This is a genomic window from Bradyrhizobium cytisi (assembly GCF_008123515.1).
Taxonomy (GTDB): Bacteria; Pseudomonadota; Alphaproteobacteria; order Rhizobiales; family Xanthobacteraceae; genus Bradyrhizobium; species Bradyrhizobium cytisi.
In genome coordinates this window covers 43833-63937 of record NZ_VSSR01000038.1, presented here as the reverse complement: position 1 = coordinate 63937, position 20105 = coordinate 43833, and the positions used below count along the sequence as shown (strand labels likewise).

The window sequence follows — 20105 nt, the reverse complement described above, 5'->3', positions numbered from 1 at the left end:
GGTCGCGATATATGCAAGAACTTCGCCAAGTTGGGGCGCACATCTATCATTCGAAGAGCGCTCAGTACAGGGCGCCGGGAGACCATATGGCCAAGCAGATCAGGCTCAACGCCTTTGCGATGAATTGCGTCGCGCATCAATCACCGGGCCTGTGGACCCATCCGCGTGACCGCACCGCCGAATATAACCGCCTGCCCTACTGGATCGATCTCGCCAAGACGCTGGAACGCGGCCGTTTCGACGGACTGTTCCTGGCCGACGTGCTCGGCGTCTACGATGTCTATGGCAACAGCCCCGACGCAGCCTTGCGCAATGCAGCGCAGACGCCGTCGAACGAGCCGCTGCTTCTGCTCTCGGCGATGGCCGCGGTCACCAAGAACCTGGGATTCGGCGTCACCAGCAATCTCTCGTTCGAGCCGCCCTACCCGTTCGCGCGGCGGATGTCGACGCTCGACCATCTGACCGAGGGTCGGATCGGCTGGAACGTCGTCACCGGCTATCTCGACAGCGCCGCGCGCGGCGCCGGCAAGGACAAGCAGGCCGGGCATGACGACCGCTACGACATCGCCGATGAATATATGGAAGTGGTCTACAAGCTCTGGGAAGGAAGCTGGGAGGACGGCGCGATGCTGCGGGACCGCAAGCGCGGCATCTTCACCGATCCCACAAAAGTTCATCGCGTTAATCATGAGAGTGCGAATTACCGCATCAACAACACCATTCACCTCAGCGAGCCGTCGCCGCAGCGCACGCCGGTGCTGTACCAGGCCGGCACCTCGCCGCGCGGGCGGCAGTTCGCGGCCAAGCATGCCGAATGCGTGTTCATGTCGGGACCCTCGGCCAAGATCATTGCACCGCGCGTCTCGGCGATCCGCCAGGAGGCCGCAGCGCTCGGCCGCAACCCGGCAGAGATCCTCATGTTCAACATGATGACGATCATCCTCGGCAATACCGAAGCCGAAGCCGCGGCGAAATACGCCGACTACCGGTCGCATATCAATCCCGAAGGCGCGCTCGCGCTGATGTCGGGATGGACCGGCATCGACTTCTCCGGCTACGAGCTCGACCAGCAGGTCCGGCACGTTCAAAACGATGCCGGTCGCAGCGCACTCGACAACGTCACCCGCGGCGACCCCGACCGCGTCTGGACCGTGCGCGACGTCATCGAGCATGTCGGCATCGGCGGCGCCGGCCCGGTCGTGGTCGGCACGCCGGAGAGCGTTGCTGACAAGATCGAGGATTGGTTCGAGAAGACCGACGTCGACGGCCTCAATGTCGCGTTTGCGATCTCGCCCGGCGATTTCGAGGACATCGCCGACATGCTGGTGCCGGAGCTGACCAGGCGCGGACGGTACAAGCCGGAATATGCCGAGGGCACGCTGCGGGAGAAGCTGTTCGGCGGCGGCCGCGCGAGGCTCGACGCGCCGCATCCGGCGGCGGGATATCGGGTGGGGACAAAGGGGTAGGCCCGGGGTCGCCCTACACCTTCCCGTCCACCATTACCTCGATCAGCTTCGTTCCGGGCCGGCCAAACGCCGATGCCAGCGTTGCCTTCAGCTCGCGGGGATCGCTGAGCTTGATCGCCTCGCAGCCGAGTGCCTTCGCCACGCCGGCGAAATCCACGGGCGGATCGACAAAGTCCATGCCGACATAATTGTCGTCGCCATGGAAGGCGAGCAAGCGCTGCTTGATGATGCGATAGCCGCCATTGTTGGCGATGACGACGTTGAGCGGCAGCTTGTGATGTGCGGCCGTCCACAGCGCCTGGATCGAATACATCGCGCTGCCGTCGCCGGAGAAGCACACGACGGGCCGATCCGGATTGGCGATGCTGGCACCGACCGAGGCCGGCAGGCCCCAGCCGATGCCGCCCGAGGCGAGACCGTGATAGTCATAGCGATCGCGGTGCGGACGCAGCGCAGTGATCTGGCGGCTGGAGGTGAGGCCTTCGTCGACCAGGATCGCATGGTCGGGCATTGCCTCGACCATTTGCAGTACGAGATAGTCGGGATCAATCGGCGTGCGGCTGGCGCTCTTGCCGATCTGCTCGACCAGCGCAGCGCGGCGCGCGCTCCAGTTCTTCGGCGCAAGCTCGGCGAGCCGCTGTTTTGCGCGTTGCGCCAATGCGGCACCACCCATCTCCTTCAGCACCGGGATCAGCGCGCGCAGCGTCTCCTTCACATCCGCCTTCAGTGCTATCTCGGCGCCGTAGTTCTTGGCGATCTCCCAATCGGCGAGACCGACTTGCACAATGCCGAGTCCGTCAGGCAGCGCATCGACCTCGCTATAGACCGACATCCGCAGGGGATCGCCGCCGAGCGCGACCAGGAGATCGTAGGGCGCGAGCATATCGCGCGCGACCTTCTGCACGCGGGCCAGCGCACCGACGAAGCTTGGGCTCTCCGAAAGGAAGTGCGAGCCATAGGGCGTCGAGGATTGATAGGCGGCAGCGCCGAGCAGTTCGGCAAGTTCGGCTGTCTCCTTCAACGCATCGCTCTTGACGACCTCGTCCATGGTGACGATCACCGGGTGCTCGGCCTTCAGCAGGCGTGCAGCAAAAGCCCTGAGCGCCTCATCCGACGGTTTGGTGCGCGCGTCGATGCGGGTGGAGCGGCCGAGATCAATGCCGGCCTCGCTGTTTAGGATATCGCCCGGCAGCGAGATGAACACCGGCCCGGTCGGCGGCGTCATCGCGACCTTGGCGGCACGGCGCACGATCCGCGGCAAATCCTCCAGCCGCGTCACCTCGACCGCCCATTTCACCAGCGGCTCGGCCATGCGCACCAGCGGGCCGTAGAGCACCGGCTCCATCAGCCCGTGGCCCTGCTCCTGCTGGCCCGCGGTCAAAATCATAGGCGTGCCCGTGAACCGGGCATTGTAGAGCGAGCCCATCGCGTTGCCGAGGCCGGGCGCGACATGGACGTTGCAGGCGACGAGCTTGCCGGAGGCGCGGCTGTAACCGTCCGCGATCGCCACCACCAGGCTCTCCTGCATCGCCATCACATAGGTGAGATCGGGATGTTCCTTCAGCGCGTGCATGATCGGCAACTCGGTGGTGCCGGGATTGCCGAACAGATGCGTGATGCCCTCGTCCTTGAGCAACGCGAGAAAGGCGGAACGGCCGGTGATCTTGTTCTTCATGTTTCCTCCAGGCCTCGCAGGCGTTGCCGCGGGGGAGCCGCATGATGACCGAAGTCGGAGGATGCGCGCAAGGAAGCGCGCTCATGGCTGCCTTGCGCGCGCGAGGAGAAGCTGGAAAGATAGGTCGAAGCCGGAGGGACCGTCATGGCCTACGACGAAGGCACCGCCGCACGGGTTCGCAGGTTGCTGGCGGGCCAACGCCACGTCGCGGAGAAGAAGATGATGGGCGGGCTTTGTTTCATGGTGGACAACGTCATGTGCTGCACCATCAGCGGCCGCGGCGGCATGCTGTTTCGCGTCGGCCCCGAGGCGCATGCGCGGATGCTGAAGGAGCCACACACGAGTCCGATGGAAATGCGCGGGCGCATCATGACCGGGTTCGTGCGGGTCTCTGATGAGGGCACGCGAACCGATGCCAGGCTCAAGCTCTGGGTGAAGCGCGCGCTCGATTTCGTGGCGACGATGCCGACCAAGCCGCCAGCGAGGAAGGCTGCGCCGCGCACGGCGGCGGCCAACGCGAAGGCTAAAGCGCCTCCTCGCGCCCCAATTCGAACGGGTCCTCGCCGCTAGCGCGCTTCTTCTTTTTTGAGCGCTGCCAGACCACGCCCGGAAAACCCTTCAGCGGCACCAGCGGCTCGCCGGTATAGGCCCATTCCTGCAGCTCCTCGATGGCGATGTGATAGAGTGGCTGGCGTCCGGTGCGCTCCTTGAACAGCGCACGGGGAATGTTGACCATGTGCGGGCTGCGGGGGCGCTCATAGGCGATCGGCGTGCCGCAATGGGCGCAGAAGCTGCGCGCGGTCTTGGTCGCCTTGTCCTCGTAGCGGGTGAGCGCGGTCTTGCCCGAAGTGATGCGAAAGCGCTTCTTCCAGCTGCCGACATAGGTGGCGTAGGCCGCGCCATGGGCGCGGCGGCTATTGGCAGAGTGATCGTGCCAGGCCCAGCGCGCGGGGACGTCGATCTCGAAGGTGACCTTGCCGCAAAGGCATTGGCCGGTGGCGATTCCTGCGGCGAGTGCGGCTTTGGCCATTGTCTCTCCCCGGCGTCATTGCGAGCGTAGCGAAGCAATCCAGACTGCCTCTGCGGAAAGAGCCTGGATTGCTTCGCTACGCTCGCAATGACGGAGTTTGTGGTGCGATCGCGTGACAAATCAAGCTCGTCATTCCGGGACGCGCCGAAAGGCGCGGGCCCGGAATCCATCGAGCGGCAAGCCAGGACGTGAAATGGATTCCGGGTTCGATGCTTCGCATCGCTCCGGAATGACGGAAAGAGTCTACGCCGGCGCCAGCTCGTCATAAACAGGATAGTCCGTGTACCCCTTCTCCTCGCCGCCATAGAAGGTCGCGCGGTTGTACGGGGTGATCGGGTGGTCGTGCTCGAGCCGCCGCGGCAGATCGGGGTTGGAGATGAAGATGCGGCCGAATGCGATGATGTCGGCGTGACCGTCGGCAATCGCGGCATTCGCAGTCTCGCCGGTGAAGCCGCCGGCGGTCATCAGCACGCCGCTGTAGTGCGGGCGGAACAGCACCATGGCTGACGGCACGTTCTCCCAGTGAACATCGGCACGGCCCGCGCCACTGGAGCGCGGCTCGATGAAGTGCAGATAGGCAAGGCCGAGCTTGTCGAGCGCCTTCACCACGTGGGTGTAGAGCGGCATCGGATCGGGCTCGCCGGAATCGTTGGCGATGCCGTGCGGCGACAGTCGCACGCCGACGCGGTTGGCGCCCCAGATCTCGATCGCGGCCTGGGTGACGTCCATCAGAAGCCGTGCGCGGTTCTCGATCGGGCCGCCGTATTGATCGGTGCGCTGGTTGCTGCGCGACTGCAAGAACTGCTCGAGCAGATAGCCGTTGGCGCCGTGGATCTCGACGCCGTCGAAACCGGCGGCGAGCGCGTTCTTCGCGGCCTGCCTAAAAGCCTCGACGATGCCCTTGACCTCTTCCGTCTCCAGCGCGCGCGGCGTCTCGTAGTCGGCGAGTTTGCCGTCGGCGGTCATCGCCTTCATGCCTTCGGCCTTGATCGCGATCGCCGAGGCCGAGACCGGCAGCGCACCACCATGATAGGTCGAATGCGAGACGCGGCCGACATGCCAGAGCTGGAGGAAGATGATGCCGCCCTTGGCGTGCACGGCATCCGTCACCTTGCGCCAGCCGGCAATCTGCGCCTCCGAATAGATGCCGGGCGTCGCCGGATTGCCGCGGCCGTGCGAGAGCACGGGCGACGCTTCAGCGATCAGCAGACCGCCCGGCGTGGCGCGCTGGCCGTAATATTCGGCATTGAGCGGCCGCGGCGAAAAGCTCTCGCGCTCGGCGCGCATGCGCGTCAGCGGCGCCATCGCGACGCGATGCGCGAGCTTGTACGGACCGACCTGCAACGGTCTAAACAACGCCTCGAATTTCATGTGGGCCCCGGATTTCTTTGAAAGGATGCGGATCATATAGCGAGGGCGGCCGCCGGAAAAAGGCGCCGCCCCCTCTAAAAGCAGATATTCCCCAGCGCGGAACGCGGCAGAGGACAGATGTTACGCCGTCTTGATCCAGACGGCCTTCACGTTGAGATATTCCTCGACATGCTGCTTGCCGGACTCGCGGCCGTAGCCGCTCATCTTATAGCCGCCGAACGGCACGGCGGGGTCCATCGCCTGATAGCAATTGACCCACACCGAGCCGGCACGCAAGCGTTTCGCGACTGCATGCGCCTTGGTGACGTCCCGCGTCCACAGGCCCGAGCCGAGTCCGAACGTGGTGTTGTTGGCGCGCTTGACCAGCTCGTCCATGTCCTTGAACGCGATCGCGGAGATGACGGGACCAAAGATCTCCTCCTGCGCGATGCGCATGTTGTCCTGGACGCCCGCGAACACCGTCGGCGAGACGAAAAAGCCCTTCGACAACGCACCTTCGGTGACGCGGCCGCCGCCGGCAAGTGCTCGCGCGCCTTCCTTCTGGCCGATGTCGAGATAGCCGGTCACGCGCTCAAGCTGTTGTTCGGAGACCAGCGGGCCGATCTGGGTGTTCGGATCGAGACCGTTGCCGACCTGCAGCTTCTTGCCGAACTCGGCGACGCGGCCGACGAACTCCTCGTAGATCGACTGTTCGACGAACAGGCGGGTGCCGGCGCTGCAGATCTGGCCGGAATTGGCGAACACCGCCATCGCGGCACCCGGCACGGCGGCATCGAGGTCGGCGTCGGCAAACACGATGTCCGGCGACTTGCCGCCGAGCTCGAGCGACACGCGCTTGAGGTTGCCGGCCGAGGCACGGATGATCGACTGACCCGTGACATGCGAGCCGGTGAAGGCAACCTTGTCGACGTCATGATGCGAGGCCAGCGCAGCACCCGCGGTCTCGCCATAGCCGGGGACGACGTTGACGACGCCGGGTGGAATGCCGGCTTCCATCGCGAGCTCGGCGATGCGCAGCGAGGTCAGCGGCGCTTCTTCGGCGGGCTTGAGCACCACGGTGCAGCCGGTCGCGATCGCCGGGCCAATCTTCCAGAGCGTCGCGGTGAGCGGGCCGTTCCAGGGAATGATGGCGCCGACGACACCGACCGGCTCCTTCAGCGTGTAGGAGAAGATCTCGCCGGGCAGCGAGTTCTCGATGGTCTCGCCGTGGATCGCGGTGGTCTGGCCGGCGTAGTAGCGCAGCATGCCGACGGCGCGCAGGCGATAGGCGCGGGTGCGGCTGAGCGGTGCGCCCATGTCGAGTGTGTCGAGCTGCGACAATTCGTCGAAATTCTTCTCGACAAGATCGGCGAGCTTGAGCAGCAGGTTCTGCCGCTCGAACGGCTTGACCTTGCTCCAGGGACCCTCGAAGGCACGGCGGGCGGCGGCGACCGCACGGTCGATGTCTTCCTTGTCGCCCTCGGCAACGGTCGCGAGCAGTTCCCCAGTCGCGGGATTGTGGGTCTCGAAGCGCTTGCCGGACGCGGCATCCACCCACTTCCCGTCGATCAGCATCTGCTTGTAGGACCCGTTGGCGAACGGATGGCGCGTGATCGGAATAGCCTGCGACACAGCCATGGCTGCACTCCCTAGGTAGGTGATTGATTGGGTTCGATCTGGGCGGGATCGTTAGGTCAAACAGAATACAGCGGCGCCGGAAGGGCGTAAAGTCGGCGTAGAACGAAGCCCTGCCATGCCGACTTGTGCAGGGTCGCGCGAGCGCCATGTTATAGCTCGACCGAGCGCAACGTCCCTTCCCGGAGAATAGCCATGCCGCATCCTGTCATCGCCAAGGGCAATGTCGCCGTGATCACCGGGGGTGCCTCCGGCATCGGTCTTGCGGCGGCAACAGCGTTTGCGCGCGCCGGGATGAAGGTGTGCATCGCCGACGTCGACGAGGGACGGCTGGCAGAGGCCGCAACAAAACTGTCATCCGTTACGGCTGCCACAAATGTGATGACATCAGTTGTCGACGTCAGCCGGGTCGAAAGCGTGACGGAACTGGAACGCGCCGTGGGCGCGCATTTCGGCGGCACGGACCTGCTGATGAACAATGCCGGCATCCAGCCGGGCAGCACATTGTTCGGCGTATCAGACAATTGGCAGCGCATCATTGGCGTCAACATGTGGGGCATCATCAACGGCGCGCGCATCTTCGCGCCCAACATGATCGCGCGCGGCAAGGCCGGGCTGATCATCAACACCGGCTCCAAGCAGGGCATCACCACCCCGCCCGGCGATCCCGCCTACAACGTCTCCAAGGCCGGCGTGAAGGCGTTTACCGAAGCGCTCCAGCATGAGCTGCGCAACACCAGGGATTGCCACGTCACCGCGCATCATTCCCGGCTTCGTGTTCACCGGGCTCACCGCCAAGGGCCGCACCGAAAAGCCGGCCGGCGCGTGGACACCGGAGCAGACGGTCGATTTCATGCTTGCGCGACTCGAGGCCGGCGACTTCTACATCCTCTGCCCGGACAACGACGTGCCGCGCGCGCTCGACGAGAAGCGCCTGCTCTGGGCCGCCGGCGATATCGTCGAGAACCGGCCGCCGCTGTCGCGCTGGCATCCGGATTACGCGGATGCGTTCAAGAAGTTCGTCGATCGGAGCTAACCGAGACGATCAGCTCAGCGCAAGCAGGAGCGCGGTGCCGATCGGCGCGCCCCAGCCGGACACCGCATCGAACCCGCGCCGCGCTTCGTATCCGACGCCGGGCTTTGGCTTGGACGCGTTGTGGCCGATGGTGATGTCGTAGCAGACAAGATCTCCTATCGGCCGGCCAAGCGGCGATTTGCGATAGAGCAATGGAGCGAGGAAGCGCTGCCGCTTCTCCGACGGCAGAAGCGCATTGACGCGCGCGATGAGCGCAGCCAGGAGCGGCGCAGACGCGCTGGTCCCGCCGCCATAATCCGGCTTGCCGCGGAAGATCATCGCGTAGCCGGGTGGGCCGGCAAGCGCCGCAAGATCAGGCACGATGCGCCCCCAATGACCGGAGCCGTTCAGGGAAGCAATATCGATTCCGCGCTGCCACGCAGGACGACGAAATACCTCACTGACGCCTCCACCCGTTGCCCCTCCTCCCGCTTTCATGCGCCGCCCCGGCGTCTCCCACCACACTTGCTCCGTGACCTCACCGCCGAGCCGCATGATCATCGTGCCGCCGACCGCGAGAACGAACGGGCTGCAGCTCGGAAAGTCCACATGGGCAGCGCCGTCCGTCTCCTCGTCGCCGGCGCCATCGTCGCCCGAGGCGCCGCAGATCGTGATGCCCAGCGCGGCAGCCGCCTGGAGCCGCTCGTTGATGGCCGTACGTGCCGCGGGCGACCAATCACTGGAATCCTCTGCGGACCCCCAGCTCACCGACAGTGCCACCGGCCTGTCCTTGATGACGCGGTTCAATAAATCGACCCAGCCTTTCTGATCGAAAGTCGCAAAATAGACGGACAGCTTGGCACCGGGAGCCAGGCCTGCAGCCACCTCGACGTCCATCATCACTTCGCCGGTATCGTCGAGTGCGTCCTGACGATCGTCCTTTGGCAATTGCTCGATTTGCCTGCGGTTGCGTACCGGCCAGTTGATCGAGACGATCTCAACCTTGGGCCTCTTGCGACCGAATGTCTTGCAGTGGAGTGCGAGGTCCCCGGCAAAATAGCCGCCACCGAACTCGGCAATTGCGATCTTCTGTCCGGCGCCGTCCCCGGGCGGAAAATGATACAGCGCTTCCAGGGAAGATGGGCTGAGCGGCGTCAAGCCGGCACCGATCCTCGCCCTGCTCCGCCACATGACACGCCGCTGGCCGAATCCGATCAACGCAGTGACGATCTTCTTCAGCGAAGCGGGAATCTTGTAGTCGTCCTCCCGATCGCGGAATTGCCCCTGATCCTCGCTCCAATAGACGCCGAGGCGCGGCTGAAACGCCTTCTCCATCTGCGCGACAGTCCCGCTCACGCGCATGCTGCGCGTCTCAAGCGACACATCCACGACCTTGAGGCCGAATTTGCGCAGAACCTGTGACACCTTGTCGGCGTCGCTCTTCGAGGCGCTGTACCGTGCCCTGAACCGGGCTCGCGACATCGCTCGACCTCCGAGCTTGTCGGCGTCCGGCAACTTGGGTCCACGCAATGTCAGCGTGATCTCGACGTGCTGACGCGGATTCTCGTCGCGCAGACGCCTGGCCCCCGCCGTGGGTGGGCGCGCGCTGCCGGACACAACGACAGGGCGCTTTGCCGCGCCTGCCGATCCGGTCTTGTCGTCACGCTTTGCTGCCTTGCGATTGGTGGCCGCCCTGCGGCCGGTACGCGCCTTAGCCTTTGATGCCATAGCCGGGCCCCCGCCCTCGACACGACCAAAGGTTGCAGGTTATCGTCGATCCCCGGACCCGTCAAATCTGAGGCCCGCCGGGCGACTTTCGCCGCTCGCTTGGGACCGGTCCTCGACCGTCCGAGATTGTTTTTCGATTTTTGATTTCAATCCGAGGATTTCGATCATGCGCTCGATTTTCGCACGGCTCAATCGCCGTTACGGCAGGAAGTTCATCGGCTTCGACCGTCAGAAGCTCGTCAGCTCGACCCTCGCCAACGCAATGGTCGTCACGGCGGCCACACCTCCCCGCGACATGCCACGCCCTGCGCGGGCGGTACGACGGCCGCGTGTCACGATCGTCGGAGCGGGACTCGGCGGCCTGATGGCCGGCTACACGCTCGCTCATTGCTGCGACGTGACGATTTTCGAGGCGCGCGAACGCGTCGGCGGCCGTGTCTGGAGCAAGAACAAGTCGAGCGGCGTGGTCGAAGCGGGCGGCGAGCTGATCGGCTACAATCATCCGCTGTGGCTGGCCCTGGCGCGCCAGTTCCGGCTGGGACTCTCGCTGTTCACGCTGGACTCGAATTTCGACGCGCTCGATCTCGATATGCCGATCTATCTCGACGGTCGAAAGATCTCGAACCCGTTCGCGCTCCAGACCCTGTTCGAGCAGATGGAGGCGGCCTTCGGGCGGATGGCAAGGCGCGCGCGGCACGTGCACAAGCATGCGCCCTGGCTCACGTCCGACGCCGACGCGCTGGACCGGCAATCCATGGCGGACTGGATTCGGGACGAACCTAGCTCGCGTCTCGCCAGGCTCGCAATGAAGGAGCAGTTCAGCAACGACGCGGGCCAGCCCGTCGAGCGACAAAGCCTGCTCGCCAATTTCGCGGTGGTCCATGGCGGCGCACTCAAGGGACACCCGGCCGCCTACTTCACCCAGACCGAGACGCTACGCTGCTCGGAGGGCAATCAGTCGCTGGCCGAGCACCTTGCCGAGGAAATCAGGAGGGTCGGAGGAGTGGTCCATCTGTCCTCGCCCGTCGTCGCGATCGACATCGACAAGGAGGGCGTGACGATCACGCCGGAGGGGGCTGCTTCCCATCTCGCCGATTACGTCGTGCTTGCGATTCCGCCGAGCCTGTGGCCGGGCGGACGCTTTGCCAAGATCGAGATCACGCCGCAACTCACGCCCGACCATTACATCTCGATGGGGACGGCCGTGAAATACCTCAGTCCGGTCAAGCGACGTTTCTGGATCGACCATGGGCTGGCGCCGGCCGCGACCTCGAGCCGCTTTGGCGTCACATGGGAAGGCACCGACAATCAGATCGCGCCGCGCGGCCGCGAGGTCGAGCTCAGCCTGTTCGCCGGCAGCAAACCGGCGCAGCAGGCCATTCGACAATGGGAGCGCGGCGGCAAGACCGCCGTCGATGCCTTTTATGCGTCGCGGATCGGCCAGGTCTATCGCGGCTATGAAGACAATCTGTCCCAGCCGCCGGACTTCATTGCGTGGCCCGCCGATCCCTGGACCGGTGCCGGCTATTCCTGTCCCGCGCCCGGCGAAGTCACGCGCGCCGGGCCGCTGCTCAACAGCGCATTTCACAAGCGGATGTATTTTGCCGGCGAGCACACCTGCTTTGCCTATTACGGCTACATGGAGGGCGCGTTGCAGTCCGGCCTGAAGGCAGGGTCGGCGATCCTGAGGGCGACCAAACGCGCCGGCCGGCGCCGGTCGGCCTGAGCGCTTTACAGCGTCTCTTGCTGGTGCCCGCAATTCTTGCAGGCGAACTTGACGCGGCTCTGGCCTTTTTCCGCCTGAACCCGGTTCGGCGCGCCGCACTTGCCGCAGACGGCCTCGATGCGGGTCGTGCCGTGCTTGACGACGATGGTCTTCTTTTCCATCGACTCGCGGATCAGGCGCTCGGCCTCCTCACGCAGGGATTGTTTCGACAAAGCTCGTCTCCGCCTTTAGAAAGCGCGAGAGCCATATCGCACCTGCGGTGGAATCTCAATCGGCAATGCCGGCTCAGACCTCGACAATCACATAACTATCCTCGACATGCACCGGAAACGTCTCGGCGACATACGGGCCTTTCTGCAATTCGTCGCCGCGTTCCACCGCGACCGGATATGACCGGATCCTGACGCGCTTCGGATCGAACCAGGACTGGCCGTTGCGCATGTCGAATTCCCAGCCGTGCCAGGGACAGCGCAGCATCTCCCCGACCCGAGAGCGCTCATAGACGCCGGGCTCAGGCGAGGTCAGCCGCGCCACGCAAGCGGCCTTCTCCAGCGGTGCGCCTTCATGCGGACAGCGGTTCAGCAGCGCAAAGAACTCGCCATTGACATGGAACACGACGATATCGCGGCCCGCGACGTCGACGACCTTGTTGCCGCCGGGCGGGATCTCGGTCGTTCGCGCGACAATGTGACGGGCCATGTTGATCAGAACTTGTAGACCGCACGCGCATTGGTGCTGAAGATCTTTGTCCGCTCGGCCTCCGTCAGCGGTGTCTTGAAGGCGAAGCGCGGATCGTCGAAATCCCAGTGCGGATAGTCCGACGAGAACAGGAGGCGATCGACGCCGACCCATTCGATCAGCGAGCGCAGATACCGCGCCTCATCGGGCTCGTCGATCGGCTGGGTCGTGAACCAGAAGTGCTCGCGGACGTATTCCGACGGCTTGCGCTTGAGATGCGGCACCTCGCTGCGGAACCGCTCGAAATGCTGATCCATCCGCCACACCGCCGACGGGATCCAGCCGAAGCCGCCCTCGATGAAGACGATCTTCAGCTTTGGAAACCGCTCCAGCACACCCTCAATGACAAGGCTGGCAAGCTGCGCCGCGATGGTGTGCGCGTTGGACTGGTGCTCCTCGACATAATAGGACGGCCAGCCGCCGCCTGTCGGCGCGTGGCCGCCATAGCCGCCGACATGGATGCCGAGCGGCAGGTCCAGCGCCTGCGCGCGCTCATAGATCGGCCAGTAGCGGCGGCGGCCGAGCGGCTCGTTGGCGCGCGGCGAGACGTTGATCTGGATGTACTCGCCGCTTCTGGCGCAGCGCTCGATCTCGGCGATCGCGAGATCCGTGCCGTCCTGCCCGACCAGGATCGAAGCCTTCAGGCGCGGATCCCTGTGCGACCAGAACGCCAGCTGCCAATCGTTGATGGCGCGCTGGATCGCCGCGCCGAATTCCAAGTTCTGCTGCGAGAAGATGAAGAGATCGAGCACCTGCAAGATCCCGAACTCGACATCGAGCGGATCGAGATGCTGCTTCTGCATGAAAGCAAGGTCGGAGCCGGGCGGCCCTCCGGTCGGCGGCCAGGCATCGCGCCGCGCGATCATTGGCGAGGACCGCGGATAGGGGGTCGTAAACAGATAGGGCGTGCGCAGATGGCTGCCATATTCCTTCAGATGCCGCTGCCAGCGTTTCGGCAAGAACTCGTTGAGGTCGTCGAGCGAATGCAGGCTCGGGTGCACGTCGCAATCGACGATGCGCAGCCGGCTCGCGGCGGGCTTCTCGTCGTCACGCAGCGGACGGTCGATGACTTCACTCATGCGAACCTCCAGGATTAGTTGATCGACAACCGCGGAAATGTCTCCAGCGGATTATCGACGCACATCTTTGCGATGATGCTCTTCGGCAGGTTCGGCGGTATCGGATCGTCGCCGTCGAACTGCCAGTGTGGATAGTCGGACGCGAACAGGAACATCTTGTCGGAGCCGATCTGGTCGATGATCTCCTCGACGCTTTTGGCATCGCCCGGCGCATCGAACGGCTGCATGGTGACGCGAAAATTGTCGCGGACGATCGCGGCGGGCTCGCGCCCGACCCAGGGCACCTCGACGCGCACGCCGCGCCAGGTCTTGTTGGCGCGCCACATGAAGGCCGGCAGCCAGCTCACGCCGGATTCCATCAGCACGACCTTGAGGTCCGGATATTTGCCGAACACGCCCTCATAGATCAAGCTCAGAATCTGCGCCTGAAACGCCTGCGCTTCGACGAAGTAATATTCGTAGCGGTGCGACGGCCAGCCAGCCGAGCTTGGCGCCTGCCGATATTGCGTGCCGGCATGGATCGCGAGCGGCAGCTTGTGCTTTTCGGCGAGCTGGTAGACCGGCCAGAAATGCCGTCGCCCCAGCAGCGTCTCGCCCTGCGCCAGCACCAGGATGGAGACGAAGCGATTGTCGCTCGCGCGGCGCTCGATCTCTTCGATGGCGAGATCCGGCGCCTGCATCGGCACCACGATGGAGGCGCGCAGGCGCGGGTCACGCGATAGCCATTCGGCGGCAATCCAGTCGTTGATCGCCTTGCAGAAGTCCGCCGCCATGTAGGAATCGAACACGGCTTGCGCGCCGTAGAGCACGTTGAGGATCGCATGGCTCGCGCCCAATTGGTCGAAGGCGCCCTTCTGCACCATCGCCAGATCAGAGCCCGGCTTCGTGCCATTGGCCGGCCGCCAGTCGGCGCGGCCAGAAAACGGCATGCTCGGCGGATAGGAGGTGAGGTCGAGGCCGTCGATAGCACGGCTCACCACCTGCTCTTTCCAGTGATCACTGAGATAAGGAAGCAGCGTCGTGCGCGTGCCACCAACCGCCGGGTGGATGTCGCAGTCGATCCGCGTCACCGACATGGATGCTTCCTCGCCAAGATCTTGTACGTACGCCTTATTGGCGGCGTTCTTTGTGCGCCGCCCACACAGAGTGCGCCGGCCTATGCCGACGCGCAAGGGCGCAGACCAGCGCGATCCGTCATGGCTCGGTTGCATTTCGCAGGCGCGATATCAGGTCGGGCCGATGCATCCAGCGCAATCGCGGTCTCGGTGGCGGGATCGGCGGCTGATTAAAATTTCGTCTATCGCATCGCAGCCGACACGCTTAGCTTCGGCTGCGTACCGTCCTCTTTGCTCTTCCGGAGTTCCCATGTCCCTCCTCATCCGCGGCGGCACTGTCGTCAATCATGATCATTCGCGCCGTGCGGACGTGTTGATCGAGGGCGACACCATCGTCGCGGTCGACGCAGCGATCGCGGCGCCAACGGGGGCGGAGATCATCGATGCCGGCGGCGCCTATGTCATTCCGGGCGGGATCGATCCGCACACCCATCTCGAAATGCCGTTCATGGGCACGGTTACCGCGGATGATTTCGAGTCCGGCACCAAAGCGGCGCTGAGCGGCGGCACCACCATGGTGGTGGATTTCTGCCTGCCCGATCCCGGCCAGTCGATGCTCGCGGCCTATCAGGAATGGCGCCACAAATCCGAGAAGGCGGCGACCGACTACGGCTTCCACATGGCGGTGACGTCATGGTCGAAGCAGATCCATGACGAGATGGCAACCGTGGTCAAAACCTACGGCATCAACACCTTCAAGCACTTCATGGCCTACAAGGGCGCGTTGATGGTGAACGACGATGAGCTCTACAACTCGTTCGCGCGCTGCGCCCATCTCGGCGCGATGCCGGTCGTGCACGCGGAGAATGGTGACGTCGTTGCCCTGATGCAGGAGGCGCTGATCGCGCGTGGCGTCACCGGCCCCGAGGGCCACGCCTATTCACGACCGCCGGAGGTCGAGGGCGAAGCCACCAACCGCGCCATCATGATCGCGGACATGACCGGCACGCCGGTCTATATCGTCCACACCAGCTGCCGCGAGGCGCATCAGGCGATCGCGCGAGCGCGGGCCGCGGGAAAACGCGTCTATGGCGAGCCGCTGATCCAGCACCTGCTGCTCGATGAGCGTGAATATCAGAGCAAGGACTGGAATTATTCCGCGCAGCGCGTGATGTCGCCGCCGTTCCGCGACAAGTCGCATCAGGATAGTCTTTGGGCTGGCCTGCAGTCCGGCTCGCTGCAGGTGGTCGCGACCGACCATTGTGCCTTCACCACCGAGCAGAAGCGGTTCGGCCTCGGAGACTTCAGAAAGATCCCGAACGGCACCGGCGGCCTGGAAGATCGCCTCGCGCTGCTATGGACCGCGGGCGTCGCGACGGGGCGGCTGACCAAGGAGGAATTCGTCGCGGTGACCTCGGCGAATATCGCCCGCATCCTCAACATCTATCCGCGCAAGGGCGCGGTCGCCGTCGGCTCAGACGCCGACATCGTGGTGTGGGATCCCAAGGCGACGAAGACCATCAGCGCGAAGCGGCAGATGAGCCGGATCGACTACAATGTGTTCGAAGGCTTTGCCTGCGCCGGCGGGCCCGCCGCGACGCTCTCGCGCGGTCGTATCGTGTGGAAGGATGGCGATCTCCGCGCCGAGGCGGGCGACGGGCACTATGTCGAGCGTCCGGCGTTCTCACCGGTGCATGTGGCGAATTCCACCTGGAAGGAGCTGACCGCCCCGCGCGCGGTCGCACGCGGTGCGGTGACGCCGTAGCTGCGCCACAACACGCGATGCCTAGATCGCGAATACCCAGGCGGCGACGATGGTGCCGATGGTGATGAGACCGGCGATGGTCCAGCCGGCGGCATATTCCAGCTCAGGATGACCAGTTGCCCGCATGATCTCTGCCGGGTCGGCGGTATGCTTCTCTGCCATGACGGCCTCGCATGTTACGTCCCGCGTCATGGATAAGTCGCTTCAGCCGCCATTAGGTTCCATCACGGAAATGCGAGGGACACAAAAACGCAAAAACAACCCCATGCACAGTAGAACGCTGGCCTCGGCATGAGGCGCAGCCGCGCGTGACAAAGCTTTGACGCGATTGTGAGAGGCGCGCGGCGTGATCGGCTTTGCCGCAGCGGCACCCCGCTGTTAGGATGCATTGCCGGCATTTTTCTATTTTAGGTTTGGTTCACTGACGTATCGGCAATTTTCTTGCCGGCACACCACAATTGATTTTCGAACACCTGAACAGTTTCGGACAAACAGCACCCACCATCGCAATTCCAGCTTTCCAGCGCGCCAACCCCGTACAAGGAGGAAATACTATGTCCCCTAGTGCAACACCCCACATGGTCGAACTTCCCAACTCTGTCCATCAACTGCCGACAGGCTCGAAGGCGATGCGCCGCACCAACGGCCAGCGCTGGATCGAGCTGACGCTCGGCGTCAAGCGATCCGCCGATCTGCCTGATCTGTCCGATCTGGACGACAAGCTCCCCAAGGCGCGCAAATACATGACGCGCGACAAGCTCGAGAGCCAATACGGCTCCGATCCCAAGGCCATCAAGTCGATCGAGGATTTTGCCAAGGCGCACAAGCTCGTCGTGACCCGCAACGAGCCCGCCGCCGCACGGCTCGGAATCGCAGGCACGGTCGACGACGTCAGCGACGCCTTCGGCGTCACGCTGTTCGATTATTCGCATCCGCATCTCGGCGACTTCCACGCCCGCACCGGCCCGGTGCACATCCCGGCCGAGGTCGGCGATGCCATCACCGGCGTGTTCGGGTTGAACAACCACCGTGTGCTCAGGCGCTCGCGCCATTCGGCACGCGCCGCGGCGCCGGATTTCGCAAGCTCGGTGCGGCACTGGTTCGTTCCGACCGAGCTCGGCGCCATCTACAAATTCCCCCAGATCGACGCGAGCAAGCAATGCATCGGCCTGCTCGAATTCGGCGGCGGCGTGGAGACCCCCGATGTCGCGGCCTATTTCAGCAAGATCGGCGTTCCCGCGCCGGAGGTCGCCGTCATCGCGGTCGACGGTGTCTCGACCAATCCGGCCGACGACCCGGAATCGACCGGCGAGGTGATGCTGGACGTCGATGTCGCCGGCGCGCTCGGCGGCGGCGCCAAGATCGCCACCTATTTCTCGACCTTCGACGAGAAGGGTCTGGTCGATTGCCTCGCCAAGGTCGTCAGCGACTCCGTCAACGACCCCTCCGTCGTCTCGATCAGCTGGGGCTGGGACGAGAACCAGGCCTTCAACAACAGCGGCGTGATCTGGTCACCGGCTGCGATCGACCATTGCAACCATAGCTTCCTCGCGGCGGCCCATCTCGGCATCACGTTCTGCGTGTCCACCGGCGACGACGGCTCGGAAGCACAGATGCAGGACGGCCGGGCGCACGTGAACTTCCCCGCGACCAGTCCTTACGTCCTCGCGGTGGGCGGAACGACCTTGCACGCGCGTGCGAACGCCAGGAAGCAGGTGCAGATCACCGAGGCGGTCTGGAATGACGGACCGGGAAGCGGCACCGGCGGTGGTGTCAGCGACATCACGCCGGCCCCGGCCTGGCAGAAAGGCATCGTGCCGAAGTCGATCAATCCCAGGCATTTTGCCGGACGTGCAATTCCGGACGTTGCGGCCAATGCCGATCCGGCAACGGGCTATCTGACGATGTCGGGCGGCAAGCTCGGCATTGTCGGCGGCACCAGCGCCTCCGCACCGCTCTGGGCAAGCCTGATCGCACGGATCAACGCCGCGCTCGGCGCACGATCCGGCAATTTCAACGCCCTGCTCTATTCCAAATTCGGCCCGGCCGGCGTGCTGCGCGACATCACGGTCGGCAACAATGACACCGGCGGTCTGCTCGGCGGACAGTACAAGGCGGGCCCGGGATGGGACGCCTGCACCGGCTGGGGCGTGCCGGATGGCGGCAAGCTTCTCGTAGCGCTTCAGGGCGGCCCGGCCAGCTAGCCGATCCGCGCTTGCACAGGCGGGCGATCATCCGCCTGTGCGAGACAGGGACACCCGACAGAGACACCCGGCCGCGTCCGTCCGACGCGGCCGGTCGCGTCTTGCAGGCGCCAGAATGGGAGTGAAAAACGAAAGCAATCGGCGCAGATCACCGTTGGTGTCCCGTTGTCTCCCAACAGCGGCGCAATAGCAGAGATGCCGGGAGGTCCGTTGCGGGCCAACACCGGACTCGTGCACCGCAGCCAATGAGGGCGCATCGCTTCTAGCGGGACATTTGCGGTGGATCGATGATGCCGGCTACCCGAATGAGCCCGAGCTTTTCGAGAAAGAAAGGCAGTATGGAACGTAACGGAACATCAGACGTTCTTTTCCGCGAGTGAGCAGCGCCGTCGCCCCGGCGCAGCAACCGCCGAGGCGCGGAGCTGCGCTGATCGGAGGGAATGCTCATGAGACTCACCCTTTCAGTCATCAAGGCTGACGTTGGCTCCGTCGGCGGGCACACGAAACCGTCTACACGCATGATGGCGGCTGTCGAGGGCGAGGTCGCGAAGGCGATCTGCAATGGTCTCTTGATCGACGGTTTCATCTGCCACACCGGCGACGACATTGCGATCATCATGACGCACACACGGGGCGAGGGGAGCTCTGAGGTACATCAATTCGCCTGGAAGGCGTTTCTTGCGGCCACGGCGGTTGCGAAAAACTCTGGCCTCTACGGCGCCGGCCAGGATCTTCTGGTCGACGCGCCTTCCGGAAACGTTCGCGGCGCCGGACCGGGCGTCGCGGAGCTCAGCTTCGAACACAGCCTCTCGGGTTCGAGGCCCGCGGAGTCCTTCATGGTGTTCGCCGCCGACAAGTGCGGCCCCGGCGCCTACAACCTGCCGCTCTACCTCACCTTTGCCGATCCCATGTACTGCGCCGGGCTGATGCTGCCTCCGATGATCAAGGGTTTCCGTTTTCATGTCATCGACATGGACCACACGGCTGGCGACAGCGTGATCGAACTCGACGCGCCCGCGGACGGCTACCACATTGCCGCGCTGCTCCGCGACAATGAGCGCTTTGGGATCGATCGCATCGTTTCCCGAACGTATGACGAGGTTGCCGTCGCTGTTTCGGCGCAGCGTCTTCACTCGATCGCAGGCAAGTACACCGGCAAGGACGATCCGGTCGCGATCGTCAGGAACCAAGGGATTTTCCCAGCGCCGGAAGAAATCGTCTCGCCGTTCGCGAAGGCGCACTTCGTAGGCGGCGATGCGCGCGGCTCGCACGTGATGCCGCTCATGCCGGTGCCACTTAATACACCGGTGACAGGCATGTACTGCCTGCCAATTGTCTCCTGCGCTGGCTTTTCGATCGACAAGAACGGCCGTTTTTCGGAGTCCTATACCGATTTCTTCGACAACCCGGCGTGGGACGAGGTCCGCCGGCGCGCCCAGCGCAAGGCAATCGAGATGCGCAGCCAAGGCTGGTCTGGCGCCGCGATGCTGCCCTATTCCGAGCTGGAGTATGGCGGCTTCCGCGACACCGTGTCCGCACTGCTGAAGCGTTTTCGGCTGCGCGGGGAGCGCAAACCGGAAGCGGCCGAGTAGAGAACGTGCGACGCGGGCGCTATTGACATGCCAATACTGGGAGGTAG

Annotated in this window: 16 protein-coding genes and 1 pseudogene; 7 read left to right on the top strand and 10 right to left on the bottom strand. The window is 64.3% G+C overall.

Translation table 11 applies throughout. The annotated features are described in order from the left end of the window. Positions 1 to 86 precede the first annotated feature (86 nt). A complete protein-coding gene (locus FXB38_RS22880; RefSeq protein ID WP_148753224.1) occupies positions 87 to 1466 on the top strand; it encodes an LLM class flavin-dependent oxidoreductase in 1380 nt (459 codons plus the stop codon). A 13-nt stretch (positions 1467 to 1479) separates the two neighbouring features. On the opposite strand, the gene FXB38_RS22875 is transcribed toward FXB38_RS22880, so the two are convergent. Continuing rightward, positions 1480 to 3141 carry a thiamine pyrophosphate-binding protein gene (locus FXB38_RS22875; protein WP_148753223.1) on the bottom strand — a complete coding sequence of 554 codons (1662 nt, stop codon included), beginning with the start codon at positions 3139 to 3141 and terminating at the stop codon, positions 1480 to 1482. A 144-nt stretch (positions 3142 to 3285) separates the two neighbouring features. Here FXB38_RS22875 and FXB38_RS22870 point away from each other — a divergent pair, with 144 nt between their 5' ends. After that, the gene (locus FXB38_RS22870; RefSeq protein WP_187435071.1) at positions 3286 to 3711 is read left to right on the top strand and encodes a TfoX/Sxy family protein; all 426 of its coding nucleotides are present in this window, start codon (positions 3286 to 3288) and stop codon (positions 3709 to 3711) included. Here FXB38_RS22870 and FXB38_RS22865 read toward each other — a convergent pair. The 3 genes from FXB38_RS22865 to FXB38_RS22855 form a co-directional block, all read right to left on the bottom strand. Continuing rightward, on the bottom strand, positions 3665 to 4171 hold the full coding sequence (locus tag FXB38_RS22865; RefSeq protein WP_148753222.1) for a GFA family protein: 507 nt from the start codon (positions 4169 to 4171) through the stop codon (positions 3665 to 3667). The genes FXB38_RS22870 and FXB38_RS22865 overlap by 47 nt on opposite strands. Before the next feature lie 243 nt (positions 4172 to 4414). Beyond that, positions 4415 to 5542 (bottom strand): alkene reductase, encoded by a 1128-nt coding sequence (locus FXB38_RS22860; RefSeq protein ID WP_148753221.1) that lies wholly within the window; start codon positions 5540 to 5542, stop codon positions 4415 to 4417. Between the two features lie 120 nt (positions 5543 to 5662). After that, on the bottom strand, positions 5663 to 7159 hold the full coding sequence (locus FXB38_RS22855) for an aldehyde dehydrogenase family protein (protein ID WP_148753220.1): 1497 nt from the start codon (positions 7157 to 7159) through the stop codon (positions 5663 to 5665). A 192-nt stretch (positions 7160 to 7351) separates the two neighbouring features. Here FXB38_RS22855 and FXB38_RS22850 point away from each other — a divergent pair. Then, a pseudogene (locus FXB38_RS22850) lies at positions 7352 to 8192 on the top strand (SDR family NAD(P)-dependent oxidoreductase). Positions 8193 to 8201: 9 nt separating this feature from the next. Here FXB38_RS22850 and FXB38_RS22845 read toward each other — a convergent pair. Then, on the bottom strand, positions 8202 to 9899 hold the full coding sequence (locus FXB38_RS22845) for a S53 family peptidase (protein ID WP_148753219.1): 1698 nt from the start codon (positions 9897 to 9899) through the stop codon (positions 8202 to 8204). Positions 9900 to 10065: 166 nt separating this feature from the next. On the opposite strand from FXB38_RS22845, the gene FXB38_RS22840 reads away from it, so the two are divergent. Next, entirely contained in the window at positions 10066 to 11625 is a 1560-nt protein-coding gene (locus tag FXB38_RS22840) for a flavin monoamine oxidase family protein (protein WP_148753218.1), read from the top strand. Between the two features lie 5 nt (positions 11626 to 11630). Here FXB38_RS22840 and FXB38_RS22835 read toward each other — a convergent pair whose 3' ends face one another. From FXB38_RS22835 to FXB38_RS22820, 4 genes are all read right to left on the bottom strand, one after another. Beyond that, the gene (locus tag FXB38_RS22835) at positions 11631 to 11837 is read right to left on the bottom strand and encodes a hypothetical protein (RefSeq protein WP_148753217.1); all 207 of its coding nucleotides are present in this window, start codon (positions 11835 to 11837) and stop codon (positions 11631 to 11633) included. Positions 11838 to 11910: 73 nt separating this feature from the next. Further along, the gene (locus FXB38_RS22830) at positions 11911 to 12324 is read right to left on the bottom strand and encodes a Rieske (2Fe-2S) protein (protein WP_148753216.1); all 414 of its coding nucleotides are present in this window, start codon (positions 12322 to 12324) and stop codon (positions 11911 to 11913) included. A 5-nt stretch (positions 12325 to 12329) separates the two neighbouring features. Continuing rightward, a complete protein-coding gene (locus FXB38_RS22825) occupies positions 12330 to 13442 on the bottom strand; it encodes an amidohydrolase family protein (RefSeq protein WP_148753215.1) in 1113 nt (370 codons plus the stop codon). 14 nt (positions 13443 to 13456) lie between these two features. Further along, on the bottom strand, positions 13457 to 14518 hold the full coding sequence (locus tag FXB38_RS22820) for an amidohydrolase family protein (protein ID WP_148753214.1): 1062 nt from the start codon (positions 14516 to 14518) through the stop codon (positions 13457 to 13459). A 289-nt stretch (positions 14519 to 14807) separates the two neighbouring features. Here FXB38_RS22820 and hydA point away from each other — a divergent pair, with 289 nt between their 5' ends. After that, a complete protein-coding gene (gene hydA, locus FXB38_RS22815) occupies positions 14808 to 16262 on the top strand; it encodes a dihydropyrimidinase (protein WP_148753213.1) in 1455 nt (484 codons plus the stop codon). A 21-nt stretch (positions 16263 to 16283) separates the two neighbouring features. On the opposite strand, the gene FXB38_RS42930 is transcribed toward hydA, so the two are convergent. Further along, positions 16284 to 16424 (bottom strand): hypothetical protein, encoded by a 141-nt coding sequence (locus FXB38_RS42930; RefSeq protein ID WP_187435070.1) that lies wholly within the window; start codon positions 16422 to 16424, stop codon positions 16284 to 16286. 392 nt (positions 16425 to 16816) lie between these two features. Here FXB38_RS42930 and FXB38_RS22810 point away from each other — a divergent pair, with 392 nt between their 5' ends. Both FXB38_RS22810 and FXB38_RS22805 read left to right on the top strand, forming a co-directional pair. Further along, on the top strand, positions 16817 to 18466 hold the full coding sequence (locus tag FXB38_RS22810; protein WP_148753212.1) for a S53 family peptidase: 1650 nt from the start codon (positions 16817 to 16819) through the stop codon (positions 18464 to 18466). Between the two features lie 440 nt (positions 18467 to 18906). Then, entirely contained in the window at positions 18907 to 20058 is a 1152-nt protein-coding gene (locus FXB38_RS22805) for a fructose-1,6-bisphosphatase (protein ID WP_347340236.1), read from the top strand. Positions 20059 to 20105: the final 47 nt, after the last annotated feature.

What these genes read in the sequence shown, in the direction of transcription:
- FXB38_RS22880 (WP_148753224.1), top strand. Translation starts at nt 87, where the DNA reads ATGGCCAAGCAGATCAGGCTCAACGCCTTTGCGATGAATTGCGTCGCG.
- FXB38_RS22875 (WP_148753223.1), bottom strand. Translation starts at nt 3,141, where the DNA reads ATGAAGAACAAGATCACCGGCCGTTCCGCCTTTCTCGCGTTGCTCAAG.
- FXB38_RS22870 (WP_187435071.1), top strand. Translation starts at nt 3,286, where the DNA reads ATGGCCTACGACGAAGGCACCGCCGCACGGGTTCGCAGGTTGCTGGCG.
- FXB38_RS22865 (WP_148753222.1), bottom strand. Translation starts at nt 4,171, where the DNA reads ATGGCCAAAGCCGCACTCGCCGCAGGAATCGCCACCGGCCAATGCCTT.
- FXB38_RS22860 (WP_148753221.1), bottom strand. Translation starts at nt 5,542, where the DNA reads ATGAAATTCGAGGCGTTGTTTAGACCGTTGCAGGTCGGTCCGTACAAG.
- FXB38_RS22855 (WP_148753220.1), bottom strand. Translation starts at nt 7,159, where the DNA reads ATGGCTGTGTCGCAGGCTATTCCGATCACGCGCCATCCGTTCGCCAAC.
- FXB38_RS22845 (WP_148753219.1), bottom strand. Translation starts at nt 9,899, where the DNA reads ATGGCATCAAAGGCTAAGGCGCGTACCGGCCGCAGGGCGGCCACCAAT.
- FXB38_RS22840 (WP_148753218.1), top strand. Translation starts at nt 10,066, where the DNA reads ATGCGCTCGATTTTCGCACGGCTCAATCGCCGTTACGGCAGGAAGTTC.
- FXB38_RS22830 (WP_148753216.1), bottom strand. Translation starts at nt 12,324, where the DNA reads ATGGCCCGTCACATTGTCGCGCGAACGACCGAGATCCCGCCCGGCGGC.
- FXB38_RS22825 (WP_148753215.1), bottom strand. Translation starts at nt 13,442, where the DNA reads ATGAGTGAAGTCATCGACCGTCCGCTGCGTGACGACGAGAAGCCCGCC.
- FXB38_RS22820 (WP_148753214.1), bottom strand. Translation starts at nt 14,518, where the DNA reads ATGTCGGTGACGCGGATCGACTGCGACATCCACCCGGCGGTTGGTGGC.
- hydA (WP_148753213.1), top strand. Translation starts at nt 14,808, where the DNA reads ATGTCCCTCCTCATCCGCGGCGGCACTGTCGTCAATCATGATCATTCG.
- FXB38_RS42930 (WP_187435070.1), bottom strand. Translation starts at nt 16,424, where the DNA reads ATGGCAGAGAAGCATACCGCCGACCCGGCAGAGATCATGCGGGCAACT.
- FXB38_RS22810 (WP_148753212.1), top strand. Translation starts at nt 16,817, where the DNA reads ATGTCCCCTAGTGCAACACCCCACATGGTCGAACTTCCCAACTCTGTC.
- FXB38_RS22805 (WP_347340236.1), top strand. Translation starts at nt 18,907, where the DNA reads ATGCTCATGAGACTCACCCTTTCAGTCATCAAGGCTGACGTTGGCTCC.